The 12,551-nt window shown below is 63.6% G+C and carries 11 protein-coding genes; 4 read left to right on the top strand and 7 right to left on the bottom strand.

Annotated elements, in window-relative coordinates:
* Nucleotides 1-55: 55 nt before the first annotated feature.
* Nucleotides 56-2,365 (top strand): acyl-CoA dehydrogenase, encoded by a 2,310-nt coding sequence (locus ACSBPU_RS07785; RefSeq protein ID WP_442596991.1) that lies wholly within the window; start codon nt 56-58, stop codon nt 2,363-2,365.
* Nucleotides 2,366-2,382: 17 nt separating this feature from the next.
* The gene (locus ACSBPU_RS07780) at nt 2,383-3,360 is read left to right on the top strand and encodes a Bug family tripartite tricarboxylate transporter substrate binding protein (RefSeq protein ID WP_442596989.1); all 978 of its coding nucleotides are present in this window, start codon (nt 2,383-2,385) and stop codon (nt 3,358-3,360) included.
* Nucleotides 3,361-3,427: 67 nt separating this feature from the next.
* Here ACSBPU_RS07780 and ACSBPU_RS07775 read toward each other — a convergent pair whose 3' ends face one another.
* Nucleotides 3,428-4,420: a LysR family transcriptional regulator gene (locus ACSBPU_RS07775; RefSeq protein WP_442596987.1), complete on the bottom strand. Its 993-nt coding sequence runs from the start codon at nt 4,418-4,420 to the stop codon at nt 3,428-3,430.
* 193 nt (nt 4,421-4,613) lie between these two features.
* On the opposite strand from ACSBPU_RS07775, the gene ACSBPU_RS07770 reads away from it, so the two are divergent.
* A complete protein-coding gene (locus ACSBPU_RS07770) occupies nt 4,614-5,570 on the top strand; it encodes a Bug family tripartite tricarboxylate transporter substrate binding protein (protein WP_442596985.1) in 957 nt (318 codons plus the stop codon).
* Between the two features lie 67 nt (nt 5,571-5,637).
* Nucleotides 5,638-6,003, top strand: a complete 366-nt coding sequence (locus tag ACSBPU_RS07765; protein WP_180067457.1) for a hypothetical protein — start codon at nt 5,638-5,640, stop codon at nt 6,001-6,003.
* A gap of 117 nt (nt 6,004-6,120) precedes the next feature.
* Here ACSBPU_RS07765 and ACSBPU_RS07760 read toward each other — a convergent pair whose 3' ends face one another.
* From ACSBPU_RS07760 to ACSBPU_RS07735, 6 genes are read right to left on the bottom strand one after another with little or no spacing between them, the layout of a single operon-like run.
* The gene (locus ACSBPU_RS07760; RefSeq protein WP_442596982.1) at nt 6,121-7,494 is read right to left on the bottom strand and encodes an MmgE/PrpD family protein; all 1,374 of its coding nucleotides are present in this window, start codon (nt 7,492-7,494) and stop codon (nt 6,121-6,123) included.
* Nucleotides 7,495-7,546: 52 nt separating this feature from the next.
* Nucleotides 7,547-9,046, bottom strand: a complete 1,500-nt coding sequence (locus ACSBPU_RS07755) for an amidohydrolase family protein (protein ID WP_442596980.1) — start codon at nt 9,044-9,046, stop codon at nt 7,547-7,549.
* The gene (locus ACSBPU_RS07750) at nt 9,039-9,797 is read right to left on the bottom strand and encodes an aspartate/glutamate racemase family protein (protein ID WP_442596978.1); all 759 of its coding nucleotides are present in this window, start codon (nt 9,795-9,797) and stop codon (nt 9,039-9,041) included. Before ACSBPU_RS07750 ends, ACSBPU_RS07755 begins: the two co-directional genes overlap by 8 nt.
* A 20-nt stretch (nt 9,798-9,817) precedes the next feature.
* Entirely contained in the window at nt 9,818-10,579 is a 762-nt protein-coding gene (locus ACSBPU_RS07745; protein ID WP_442596976.1) for an aspartate/glutamate racemase family protein, read from the bottom strand.
* Nucleotides 10,572-12,017 carry an FAD-dependent oxidoreductase gene (locus tag ACSBPU_RS07740; RefSeq protein ID WP_442596974.1) on the bottom strand — a complete coding sequence of 482 codons (1,446 nt, stop codon included), beginning with the start codon at nt 12,015-12,017 and terminating at the stop codon, nt 10,572-10,574. The genes ACSBPU_RS07745 and ACSBPU_RS07740 overlap by 8 nt, the downstream gene beginning before the upstream one ends.
* A gap of 35 nt (nt 12,018-12,052) precedes the next feature.
* Nucleotides 12,053-12,541, bottom strand: coding sequence for a tautomerase family protein (locus ACSBPU_RS07735; protein WP_442596973.1), 489 nt, complete (start codon nt 12,539-12,541; stop codon nt 12,053-12,055).
* Between the last annotated feature and the right edge of the window lie 10 nt (nt 12,542-12,551).

Here is a 12,551-nt window from a genome sequence, read left to right as displayed (position 1 = left end):
CATTTACCCCTACACTGGATCGACCAACGGATACATGCGGAACAAGCACAGCATCATGCAAGCAAGCTCTCAAATCGAAACTCGACAAATGGAACAGGCGTTCGCGGACAGCGCTCGCGACTTCCTGCAAACCGTCACGCCGCTGACACGCCTGCGGGCGCTGCGCGACACCACGCCCGGATATGAACGGGAAGTCTGGCAGAAAATGGCGGAAGCCGGCTGGACGGGACTACTGGTGCCGGAGGACCAGGGCGGTCTGGAACTAGGCCTGGACGCCGCAGCCGCTGTCGCGATCGAAGTCGGCAAGCATCCTTTGCCGGAACCCTATCTGCCCTGCGCCATACATGCAGCCGCCGCGCTGGCCGCGCTGCCCCCCTCGGCATTGCGTGATGACTTGCTGGCCGGCCTGGCCGCCGGCACGCATATCGTGGGCCTGGCCTGGCAGGAGTCCCACGGCGGCGCCGACGGCGCAGCGATGCGAACTCGCGCCGAAACGCAAGGCGGCTCGAGCGCCCTGTCCGGCACGAAACAATGGGTTTACCCCGCGGTCGCGGACGGCTGGCTGGTATTCTGCGACGACGGCCTTTATTGGGTGCCGGCGGGAACTGCCGGATTGCGCAGCGAAACGCATGCGCGCGTCGATGGCTCGCTTGCCGCCACCCTCAGCCTTGAACAGGCCATGGTACCCGCGAGCAACCGGCTCGCAAGCGCCGCGGCAGCCCGGCAAGCGCTCGAACATGCGCACAGCTGCGCGCGCATCATTCAGGCCGCCGAACTGCTGGGCATCGCAGAACAGGCATTCCAGGCCACGCTCGACTATCTCAAGACCCGTGTCCAGTTCGGCAAGCCCATCGGCGCCAATCAAGCCTTGCAGCATCGCATGGTAGACGCCCGACTGCAGGTGGAACTGGCGACGGCGGTGCTCAAGGAGTTCTTGAGCCAGCTTCCCGAGGACGCCGGGCGGTTCGCCGCGGGCAGCGGCCGCGTCAAGGCGCGCTGCGCGCACGCGGCCCTGCACATGACGCGGCTCTCCATCCAGTTCCATGGCGCAATCGGCTATACGGACGAACTGGATGTGGGCCTCTATTTGAAACGCGCGCTGCATCTTGCCGGCTGGCTGGGCGGCGTCCTGGAAAATCGCCGCTTGGCATGGTCGGGCGCCGGCTCCGGCGAACAAGCGGCGGAAGCCCATGCCGAGCCGATCGAGGCCGGCAAGGACGAAGACTGGAATCGTCTTCCCGAACCGGTCTTCCGCGCCACCATACGGCGCTTCCTGAAAGAGAACTATCCCGACTCCTTGCGCAATCCGCCCAAGCGCCTGCACTGGGCCGACCTAAAAGACTGGTATCTGGCGCTCTCGCGCCAGGGCTGGATCGCGCCCGCCTGGCCCCGCGAGCACGGCGGCATGGGACTGGACCCGGACAAGCTGATCGCCTTCATCGAAGAGATGGAAGCCTATGGCGTGGCCCGTACACCCGACCAGGGCATCATCAACATCGGGCCCGTGCTGATCAAGTACGGCACGGAAGCGCAGCGCCGGAAATACCTGCCCAAGATCGTCTCGGGCGAGAACATATGGTGTCAGGGATATTCCGAACCCAATGCCGGTTCCGACCTTGCCTCCTTGCGTACGGAAGCAGTCCTGGACGGCGATCATTTCATCGTGAACGGCCAGAAGATCTGGACGACGCTCGCGCAAGACGCCACGCATATCTTCATGCTGGTCCGCACCGACAAGACGGTCAAGAAGCAGGCCGGCATCAGCTTCCTGCTGGCCGACATGAAGACGCCCGGCATCACGGTCCGCCCCATCCGCAACATCGGCGGCGAAGAAGAATTCTGCGAAGTCTTCTTCGACCAGGTCAAAGTCCCCAGGGAAAACCTGGTCGGCGAGCTGAATCAGGGCTGGACCATCGCCAAGGCGCTGCTGGACTTCGAGCGCATCTTCGTCGGCAGCCCGAATCAGGCCCGCTACGCACTGAACCATTTGCGTCTATTGGGCGTATCGCGAGACCTGTTCAAGGACCAGGCCTTCACGGACCGGTATGCGGCGTCCATGCTTGACGTGGAGGACCTGCAGTCGCTCTACGCCGGCTACGCCGACATCGTGAAGCGTGGCGAGCCCTTGCCGCCCAGCGTTTCCCTGCTGAAGATCTGGGCAACGGAAACCTATTCGCGCATCGCCATGGAGGTCGTCGAAGCCGCCCAGGAAAATGGCGGCGACGCCACGACGCTGCTGGTGGACGATACTCAGATCACTCCGTGCGCCCGGCTTTACAATTCCGCCATCACGACCATTTATGGCGGAACGAACGAAATTCAACGCAACATCCTTGCAAAACAGGTTCTGGGACTACCCGCCTGAACCCCTGGAGATCAACCATGAAAATACTGAAGCAAACCGTTCTCGCTCTTACGCTCGCCGCCGTCGGCGCGGGCGCCGCTCTGGCCCAGGATGCCGGCAGCTACCCCAATCAACCCATACGCATGGTCGTGCCTTTCGCTCCCGGCGGCGGCGCCGACCTGACGGCCCGCATGGTGGCGGAGCCGCTGGCGCAGGAACTGGGCCAAAGCATCATCATCGAAAACAAGCCGGGCGGCGGCGCGACGGTGGGTGCCCGCATCGTTGCCACCGCGAAGCCCGACGGCTATACCGTGCTTTACACGACGCCCGGCCCGCAGCTGACCAATCCCTACCTCATGAAGAGCCTGCCTTACGATCCCAACAAGGATCTGAAGCCGGTGTCGCGCATCGCCATCGTTCCCAGCGTCCTGGTCGTCAACAAGACCGTCGGCGTCAAGAACGTCAAGGAACTGATCGAGAAGGCAAAGAAAGAGCCGCACAGCGTCCGCTTTGCCAGTGCCGGCATCGGAGCCTCCAGCCATCTGTCGGGTGAGCTCTTCAAGGTCATGACGGGCGCCGAAATCGACCACGTGCCTTATCGCGGCACGGGTCCCGCCATGCAGGATCTCGTGGGCGGCCGGGTGGAAATGGCGATCGACAGCCTGACGGTGTACATGCCCTTCATCGAATCCGGCGACCTGATCCCGCTGGGCGTCGCCACGCTCAAGCCGCTGGACGCCCTGCCCGGCGTTCCCCCCATCGCCAACGACCTCCCGGGCTTCGACTCATCGCCCGTCAACTATCTGAGCGTTCCCGGCGGCACGCCCGACGCCATCGTCGAGAAGCTGAACACCGCGTTGAACAAAGTGCTCAGCCAGCCGGAGCTTAAAGAACGCATGCTCAAGGCAGGCCTGCTGCCCGAAGGGAATACCGCCGCCGAGATGCAGGAACTGGTCGTGAACGAACAGGCCAAGTGGAAGAAGGTAATCGAAGTGTCGGGCGCGAAGATCGACTGATGCTGGCCGGGGTCTGACCCCATATGCTGACAGGGGTCAGACCCATGGGTCTGACCCCGGCTCTGGTTTAAGGGGTCAGACCCCGTACGGGGTCTGACCCCACGGTATTGGGTTGGGGTCTGACCCCCGATGACCAGAATACCGCGGTCTCAGGCAGTTCGCCGATTTCACGTATGGCCATGGCGACGGAACGCGCCGCGTAAGACGGCGGATGGGCGCTGGTGGTGGCCAGAACGATCTTGCGCTCGATCACGGGATTCACGATGCGGGCGGCCTGCAACTGGCCGCTTTCCAGCTCCGCCGAGATCGCGAGCCGGGGCAGGACCGTATACGCTCCCCCTTTGGCGACGATCGCTTTTTGCAACTGTGTGGAATCGGCCTCGACGATGATGTCGAGCGATACGTTCTCTTTGCGTGCGAGCTTGTCGAGCGTGGTGCGCACCCCGCTGGGCGCACTGGGCAGGACCAGCGGCAGGCCGTCCAACTGGGCGAACTCCACCGAGGAAAGCCGCGTGAGGCGGTCTCCCGCCGGACCGACCAGACAGGAATCAGCCGAGATCAGGCATTCGCTGCCCGATACGGCGGCTCCGTATCGATAGGGCAAGCCGATATCGATGTGGCCGGTCAGGAGCCACTGATCGATCTGCCCGGCCGAACCTTCGAAAATCTGCAGGCGTATGCCGGGAAAACGCTTACGCAGCAAGAAAAACAAGGGGACGATGAAGATCATGTACAGCGAGGGCAGAACGCCGATGCGGACGTCGCCGAAGGGCAATCCCGATGTGGCGGTGATCTGGTTGGTAAGCGCTTCGGATTCGCCCAGCACGCGTTCTATTTGCGGCAGGCTGCGGGCGCCCAGTTCCGTCAGCGTCATGCCGCGGCCGGTGCGGTCGAACAGGCGCCCCTTGCATTCCGCCTCGAGCCTGGCAATTTGCCGGCTGATCGCAGGCTGCGGCATGCCCAGCAGCGCGGCGGCCCCTTTCAGGCTGCCGCATTTTGCCACCGTGACGAATATTCGCAGGCGATTGAGGTCCCACTGAATTTTCCAGGATTCAGACATAACGCAAATTGCAATTCTGGTTTATGTAGCGCAGGGCTGGTTCGCCCCTATGGCGCATCTTATACTGGACCAACAGTTTTTCAAAACTTGACAAGACATGTATGACCGCAAGGCCGCGTCACCGCCATTGCGGCCATCGCCATGGCGCCGCCACGACGCAGTGGGTCTTTCCACAATTATTCAGAGGACACAAATGTTCAAACGTATCGCAAGCGCGCTGGCCGTGGCCATGCTGGCTTCCACCGCAGCCGCCGCCGACTTTCCGGTCAAGCCCGTTCAGATGGTGGTGCCCTACTCGCCCGGCGGCCTTACCGACAACCTGGCTCGCCGCTATGCCGACAAACTCGCCGACGCATGGAAACAGCCGGTGGTCGTGGAAAACAAGCCGGGTGCGGGCTCGTCCATCGGCGCCGCCGCCGTCGCCCGCTCCGCGCCCGACGGCTACACGGTGCTGCTGGGCAGCGTCGGCATGGTGACCAACCAGATGCTGCTCAAGAAGCTGCCCTACGATCCGAACCAGCTCGTTCCCCTTGCCTTGGTGGCGCTTGCTCCCAACGTGCTGTATATCCATCCTTCCATCCCGGCGAACAATGTCAAGGAATTCGTCGAATACGCGAAGAAGAATCCCGGCCGCGTAAGCTTCGCTTCTTCGGGTGTCGGTTCCAGCCCGCACCTGGCCGCGGAACTGTTCGCCTCCAAGACCGGCATCGATGCCATTCAGGTTCCCTACAAGGGCACCGGTCCCGCGATCGCCGACTTCCTCGGCGGGCAGGTCAATGCCTATTTCGACACCATGCAGTCCATGAAGTATGCGAAGGACGGCTCCATTCGCGCACTGGGCGTCACCACAGAAAAGCGGATTGCCGACGCGCCGGAACTGCCCACCATCGAAGAGTCGGGCGTTGCTTCGGGTGTGATCTCCAGCAGCTGGTTCGGCTTTTTCGCCCCCGCCGCCACCCCGGCCGACGTGCAGAAGCAGATCGTCGACACATTGCGGTCCATCGCTCAGGATCAAGGGATGAAGGTCGTGGTCTCCGAAATGGGCCTTATTCCCGACTTCCAGGACCAGGCGCAATTCAAGCAATTCATCCAGAACGAAACCACCAAATGGGGCGAGGTCATACGCAGCCAGAACATTTCCATCCAGTAACACCTGGCGGGAAATTTATCGTATAGCATGGTGAAACGCCTACCCCAGGCGTCCAAAAGGAGTCACCATGCGTACCAGAACCACCCTGTTTCTGATGCTGTTATGCGCCGGACTCTCCAGTCCGGCCTTTGCTGAAGCGCCCAAGACTCAAAACGGCCACTTCATCGATTCCGACGGCGCGACCCTCTATACCTTCGACAAGGATTCCGACGGCAAAAGCGCCTGCAGCGCCAACTGCGCCAAGAACTGGCCCCCCGCACTGGTGGGACAGGACGACGTCGCAAGCGGCGACTGGACTTTCGTTGAAAGCCACGATGGCAAATCGCAATGGGCCTACAAGGGCAAGCCGCTATACCGTTATGCCAAAGACGCCAATCCCGGCGATACGACGGGTGACGGGGTCGGCGGCGTCTGGCATTTGGCCAAACCCTGATCGAAGAGGACAGACCCCGCGACCCCAGGGGACAGACCCCGAACGGGGTCTGTCCCCATCCAGGCTGGCTCTTGCTATGGGGGTCAGACCCCGTACGGGGTCCGACCCCATCTCTGCTTACGCCGTTTTCAGCAAGCTCGAGACCGTCCGCACGCTGTCGGCGCCGGGCAGTGCCGCAATGGCTTTCAACAAGGCCTCTACCTGAGCCGCCGGCAATGCCATGCCGGCCAGCAAACGGAATTTTTCCAGCAACTCCTGCTCGCTGAGCGGATTGTCGAATCCGCCCTTGGGCTGCTCGGACTGCGCCGTGCGTACTTCGCCGGACGAGAGCCGCAGGGTGACCCGGCCTGCGCGGATGCCCGGCAGCAGCGCCGTCAAGGCGGGATCTTCCAGCACGCGGATTTTTTCCAGCAAGGCTTGCACGCGCGCATCCTGCACATGGGCATCTGTGTAGACCTCCAGGGAATTTGAACCGTAGACGACCTGAGCCGCCACGTTGTACGGAATCGAATGCTTTGCCGCATACCCGTTGGCCACGGTGGTGCCGCTCAGGCGCGTGGCGGGATCGAAGGTGTGGACGTCGATCGCTTCGATGGCATCGAGCGCGATGTCGCCATCGGCCATGATGCGGGCCGCCGCTTCGATGGGTGCATGGTTCCAGCGGCTGCAGGCATAGATCTTGAAATAATTGCGGGTAATGTAATAAGGCGCCAGCCCTTCGCCCACTGTCAGCTCGAATCCGCTGCCCAGCACTTTGCCGAACACCGACTCCAGCGCGCCAGGCTCGCCGCTGAAACCGGCCTTGGCCAAGCGAACCGCCAGCAAGCCGTTGTGATTGGTGAAGCCGGTAAACAGGTTGCGCACCGAAGCGCCGGCGTTCGCGGCGTTTTGAGACGACGCGATGCAAAGCCCGGCCGCAATCTCCAGCGCAGTGGCCGTTTGCTTGATATCCATGCCCAGCAGCACGGCGGCACCGGCGGCGGTGCCGACGATGGTGTGGGAGCCGAAAGGATGAACGGGCTGTCTCAGCCGGGTGGCCGCGCCCACGCGCACGCCGATTTCATATCCCACGATCAGGGCGTGCATCAATTGCGCACCGCTTGCGCCCTGCTCTTCCGCCAAGGCCCACAGCGCCGGCAGCATGTGTATGGACGGATGGTTGACGGCGTACTGGTTGCCCTCGTCGAGCTCCAGCGACACGCCGCCCGTGCCGTTCACCAAGGCCGCGACATGGGCGGCGGCAGTATGCGGGGATCCGAATATGGTCGCTTCGCCCGCGCCCAGCACCGGCGCCATGCCGGCGAATTTCCTGACCTCCGCCAGTGTGGAGCCGCCCAGCATCACGCCCAGCGTGTCGCGCACGATCTTCAATGCATGTTCGGTCACTTCCGGGGGGTGCTGCGTCCATGAAGCCGAATGCGCCAGCTTCGCCAGGGCGAGAGCGGTCGCCGAGGGCGCTACGGTAATGGGGTCGAACGAGGATTGAGACATACGGTTCATGCTCCTTTGGGTTTGGGGTCAGACCCCGTACGGGGTCTGACCCCTATCGATAAGCCGCCCAGCGATTGATGTGATAGGGACGTTCAGCCAGGCAAAGGCAGAAAGCGCCGACGGCCTGGGCCAGCTTGCCGGCCAGTTCGCGGCGTTCGGCAGTCGATGCCAGCAGGCGTTCCTGGGCGCGCTCGACCTCGATGCGCAATGCCGCCAGGTCCACGTGCACCAACCGGCGTCGCCGAACGACGAACTCGCCGCCGACCATGACGTCCTGCACCGCCGCGCCGTCCTCGACATGAACGATCTGGTTGACGACATCGTTCCGGGGGATCCAATTGATGTGCGCAAGATCCAGAAAGACGATGTCCGCCTTGTATCCCGGATCGATGCGGCCCAGCCTGCCGCCGAAGCCGAGACAGCGCGCGCTGCCTTCGGTGGCCGCCTGGAAGGCATCGCGCGTGGAAATCCAGTTTTCGTAATCCGGCCCACGGACCTTGGACGCCAACGACGCCAAGCGTTGCGCTTCGTACATGTTCTGGTTGTCGGAGCTGGTGGAGCCATCGGTGCCGATGCCCACATTGATGCCATGATCGAGCATGGCCCGGAAATCGGCGATGCCGCTGCCCAGCTTCATATTGCAGCCGGGATTATGGGCAATGGACGCGCCTCGCTCGCCAACGATACGCATATCGGTGTCGTCCAGCCAGATGGCATGCGCCAGGACGAAATCGGGGTTCAGCATGCCGAGCGCGTCCAGGTGCGCCACCACGCTGCGGCCGTAACGCTCTTGATAGACCAGGGCTTGTACCTTGGATTCGGCAATGTGCGTATGGATGCCGATTCCCAAATCGGCGGCGACGTCCCTGCATGCCGTCAGATAGTCGTCGCTGCACACCAGGGGAATGGTGGGCGCCAACGCCACCTTGATCCGGTCGCCGTCGCCCTGCGTCCTGAGGAAGGCATCGACCTGCGACAGGATGCCGCGATAGTCTTGCGGCCGAAAGCGTTCGACCGCGGCACGCAAGTCGGTGGGCAAGGCCTGAAGCAGTCCCGGTATGGTTTCGTAGAAAGACTGGTTGCCGGCCATGGGTGCCAATGTCGCGCGCATGCCCGCCGCGCGATAGGCTTGCGCGACGGCCTGCATGCCCTCCGACGTGGGGACAGGCGCCTCTGCATACAAGTCATAGCAGGCAGTGCAGCCTTTGAGCAGCATTTCCGCGGCATTCAGGCTGGCGCTCAGCGCCTTGTCCGCCAACGTGCGGTCGGCGTTGAGCCAGGAGCCCGCCGTCAACAATAGTTCGAGCGTCCAGCGGTCCCCCACTCCCTTCGTGTAGCTGCCGTAGCCATGCGTATGGGCATTGATCAGGCCCGCATGCAGCAGCCGGTCGCTTGCGTCTATCGGCTTCGCATCGGCCGGCGCCGCCATGCCGGGAGGACCCAGTGCGGCGATCGTGTCGCCTTCGAGCAGCACATCCAGGAACTCAGCCTGGCATTCCGCGCCGCGCAGCACCAGGCCGCCCCGGATGATGGTCCATGCTTTGTCAGCCATTCACGGCACCATCGACCAGGGCATGCACGAGCGCATCCTTGCGCTCGGTCGGTTTCGGATAGGCCTTGCGGCTGTGCGACAGGCCCAGGCCCAGAAAGGCTTCAGCCAGCTTGTAGCTGAGCGGCCCCGGGTTGATGAGCGGCACGGGCAAGCGTTCCGACAGATACTCCGCCGCCTGATGCATGGTCGTCGAACCGAGGCAGATGACGTCGGCACCGTCCTCTTCGACGCAGCGCATCGCGGTCTCCAGCATGCGCGGAAAGGTGGCGTCCTCCTTGCCTTCGGTAAGATTGATGAAGTCCGGCTCGACGTCGAAAGAACGAACGGACGCGCACTGCGCTTCGAACCCGTATTCCCGTATCACTTTCTTGTATCGGGGCAGCGCGGGCTTCCATTGCGCCAGCACGGAGAACCTGCTGCCCAGCGTCAGGGCATACAGCATCGAGGCCTTGCCCGGCCCGATGACCGGTATGGACAGGACGGACCGCAAGGGAGCCATTCCCGAATCGCTCATGGTGTCGATGACGACGGCGTCGAACCCCTCTTCTTCGGCCGTCACGCCGGCCTCGTAGATGCCCAGGTCGGCGATCAGCCAGTCGTGCGGGCTCATGAAGGAAGTGGGCCCGATGCGGACGGGGCGATACACCAGCTCGGTGTCGGGGTCGAGCTGCACGTGGCCGCTCTGCGCGGCACGGCGGGCGACGCCGGCTTCGTCCAGCGGAAATGGATTGATGACCAGAATCTTCGGCATGTCTTCCTCTTCGTTCAAATTCAGGGGCGGGCGGCGATGTGCTCGCCCATCGCGTGGAACATGTCCAGTCGCGGCGCAAGCGGCGCCGGATAAGCGGTCTTGCTGTGCGTGAGGTTCAGGCGCAGGGCCGTTTCCGCCAGCCGGTAGGACAGCGGCCCGGGATTGATGACCGGCACGGGCAGTTTTTCAGCCAGATAGGCATGGGTTTCATGCATGGTGGTGGACCCCAGGATGATCACGTCGGCGCCGTCCTCTTCGATACACTGCATGGCCACGCGATGCAGGGCGGGAAACACCGTGTCTTCACGGCCTTTCAGCAGCTTCTGATTGTTCGGTTCCATTTCCGGCGACCGCATCGAGGCGCATTTGTGCGACAGCCCCAGATCAGCAAGCGTCTTCTTGTACAAGGGATCCCAACGGCTCCACATCGACAGAATGGAGAAGCGGTCGCCCAGCATCTGCGCCGCCAGCATGGCGTGCCTGCCCGCGCCGATGACCGGAATCGTCAGCACCGAACGCAAGGCGGCCATTCCCGAATCGCTGACGGTATCGATGCAGACGGCGTCATAGCCCTGCTCCTGCGCGGAAAGGCCGGCCTCCAGGATGCCCACGTCGGCCAGCAAGGCATCCTGCTGACTCACGTAGTTCACCGGTGCAATGCGCACCGCCTTGAAATCGAATTGAATGCCTGGGCCGAGCTTGACCGCCTTGAGTTGTTCCTGCCGCTTCGAAAGATTCTCGTCGCTCATGGGAAAGGGAACGATCACCAGCACTTTATGCATTACTGCCTCCTGTAAATTCTGTACAAGCCATGAAACCCGCTGCGCGGGCCGCGGAATCGCCGGCCAGGCGACCCAGCACCACCGCCGTGGCCAATCCGTTTCCGCCCAGGTAGCCGGATGCGTCCGGCCCCGAGATTCCGCGGGCGGCGCCCCCGCCCACGCATACATTGGGAAATGCGCTGCCGTCTGCCGCGCGCAGGAGTCTCGCCCGCTCGTCGACGCAAAGCCCGCCCTGGGTGTGAAAAAGCGCGCCGCGCAGCCTGACGGCCCGATACGGCGGACGCAACAGCTGATCGGCACGGAACCGCCGTCCGAAGGCGTCGGGCCGACCCTCGCGGACGCATTGCTCGATGCCGTCAAAGACGGACGCCAGCGCGTCGTACGGCACGGACAGGACCTGCGCCAGCGCCTGGATGCTGTCGGCATGCTGGATGGCGCCCGACTCCTGCACCTGCCGGTAATCGGCATAGCGCAGGGCAAGGCGCTCGCTACGCTCGTCGTAGACGGTGAAGGCCGTACCCCCCGGCTGCCGCAGCACTGCCGCCGCCTGTTCGGAGTACCCGCTCATTTCATTCGAGAAGCGATGGCCCAGATGATTGACCTGTATGCCCCCTTCGATGACCAGCGTCCAGGTCAGCGGCAAGCGGGACTCGTCGACCACGCAATGCCCCTGGTAGCCGCCCAGATCGCCCAGCGCCGCATCCATGTCGCGGCCCCAGGCCAGGGCGTCTCCGCGGCTGCCGTCATGGCCGCAATACGCCGCATCCGCCATGGCCGGGATATGCGCCCGAATGGTGTCTGGATTGCCGCCGTAGCCGCCGGTGGCCAGCACCAGCGCCGCGCAAGCGATGATCTGTTCGCCGCCATCAGGGAGCCGGCATCCCACCACCTTGACGGAGTCATCCGCATCGCGATAAAGCGTCGTGATGCGCGCCCGGAACAGAAAGTCCGCGCCGGCGCGCCGGGCCGCATCGAGAAGGCGTTGCTGCAACTCGGCGCCCGTCCTGGACAGCGGAACATGGTAGCGATGGCGGCTGTGTCCCGGATACAGGACGTCGTCCAGAAGCTGGAAGGCCAACCCGTGGCGGTCCGACAGCCACTCTATGGCGGGGCCGGACCCACGGGCCACGGCGCCGACGATAGCCGGGTCAGCCCGGTTGCCCGACTTTTTCATGATGTCGGCGGCGTAGCGTTCCGGCGTATCGTCTATGCCCAGCGCCCGCTGATATCGGGTCCCGGCTCCGGGCAGCATGCCCCAGGTCATGGACGTGGTGCCGCGCGCCTGATCGTCCTGCTCTATGACCAGCACACCCGCGCCCGCGTCGCGCGCCTCCAGCGCGGCGGCCAGCCCGCAAGCACCCGCGCCGATGACGACGACGTCCGCCTGCCGGACGGGCGTCCCGGCCTCTTCGATGGACTTGACCGACAATTGCTGCATGCGCCCTCCTTAGGGCCTGTTAATGCTAAAAGGCCCTAAGACCGGCCCCAGCTCTGGATATCCATGATCCGTCCATGCCGCACATGGAAGCGCTCCACACTTCCCACGCCGCGTTGGCGCCTTGCGTAAACCACTGTGCCGTCTTCGGTCAGGGCCTCGTCGAAATCGGCGTAATCGAGCTCGCCCAGCCATTCCGGCATGTTGAGCGGATTACGCTCCATGCCGCCGCCGTCGGTGCACGTGCAGCCTTCACCAAGATACTGGGCCGCCCGGGCCCGATCGGCACCTGACAGCGCGCGCGAAAACTCGCGCACCACCTCCATGCCGGAGGGCAATGGAGGTCCGGGCACGCGCGACACGCCGCCCCGGGCATAGGAGCTGGCCTTGACTTCGTTCAACATGGTCACGACGCCATCGGGTTTGGCGGCCATGACGCTCAGGACGACATGCGTCATGCCCTTGAGCAAGCGGGCCTTGGTGGCGTCGTCATAACCTTCGATCACCGTCATCTGGACTACGGGCATGGTTCTGTTC

The organism is Parapusillimonas sp. JC17 (assembly GCF_052180245.1).
Classification (GTDB): domain Bacteria; phylum Pseudomonadota; class Gammaproteobacteria; order Burkholderiales; family Burkholderiaceae_B; genus Parapusillimonas.
This window is presented reverse-complemented; position numbering and strand designations above follow the sequence as displayed.

Excerpts from the sequence above, each read along its gene's own strand:
- ACSBPU_RS07785 (WP_442596991.1), top strand. The coding sequence starts at position 56 with ATGCAAGCAAGCTCTCAAATCGAAACTCGACAAATGGAACAGGCGTTC.
- ACSBPU_RS07780 (WP_442596989.1), top strand. The coding sequence starts at position 2,383 with ATGAAAATACTGAAGCAAACCGTTCTCGCTCTTACGCTCGCCGCCGTC.
- ACSBPU_RS07775 (WP_442596987.1), bottom strand. The coding sequence starts at position 4,420 with ATGTCTGAATCCTGGAAAATTCAGTGGGACCTCAATCGCCTGCGAATA.
- ACSBPU_RS07770 (WP_442596985.1), top strand. The coding sequence starts at position 4,614 with ATGTTCAAACGTATCGCAAGCGCGCTGGCCGTGGCCATGCTGGCTTCC.
- ACSBPU_RS07765 (WP_180067457.1), top strand. The coding sequence starts at position 5,638 with ATGCGTACCAGAACCACCCTGTTTCTGATGCTGTTATGCGCCGGACTC.
- ACSBPU_RS07760 (WP_442596982.1), bottom strand. The coding sequence starts at position 7,494 with ATGTCTCAATCCTCGTTCGACCCCATTACCGTAGCGCCCTCGGCGACC.
- ACSBPU_RS07755 (WP_442596980.1), bottom strand. The coding sequence starts at position 9,046 with ATGGCTGACAAAGCATGGACCATCATCCGGGGCGGCCTGGTGCTGCGC.
- ACSBPU_RS07750 (WP_442596978.1), bottom strand. The coding sequence starts at position 9,797 with ATGCCGAAGATTCTGGTCATCAATCCATTTCCGCTGGACGAAGCCGGC.
- ACSBPU_RS07745 (WP_442596976.1), bottom strand. The coding sequence starts at position 10,579 with ATGCATAAAGTGCTGGTGATCGTTCCCTTTCCCATGAGCGACGAGAAT.
- ACSBPU_RS07740 (WP_442596974.1), bottom strand. The coding sequence starts at position 12,017 with ATGCAGCAATTGTCGGTCAAGTCCATCGAAGAGGCCGGGACGCCCGTC.
- ACSBPU_RS07735 (WP_442596973.1), bottom strand. The coding sequence starts at position 12,541 with ATGCCCGTAGTCCAGATGACGGTGATCGAAGGTTATGACGACGCCACC.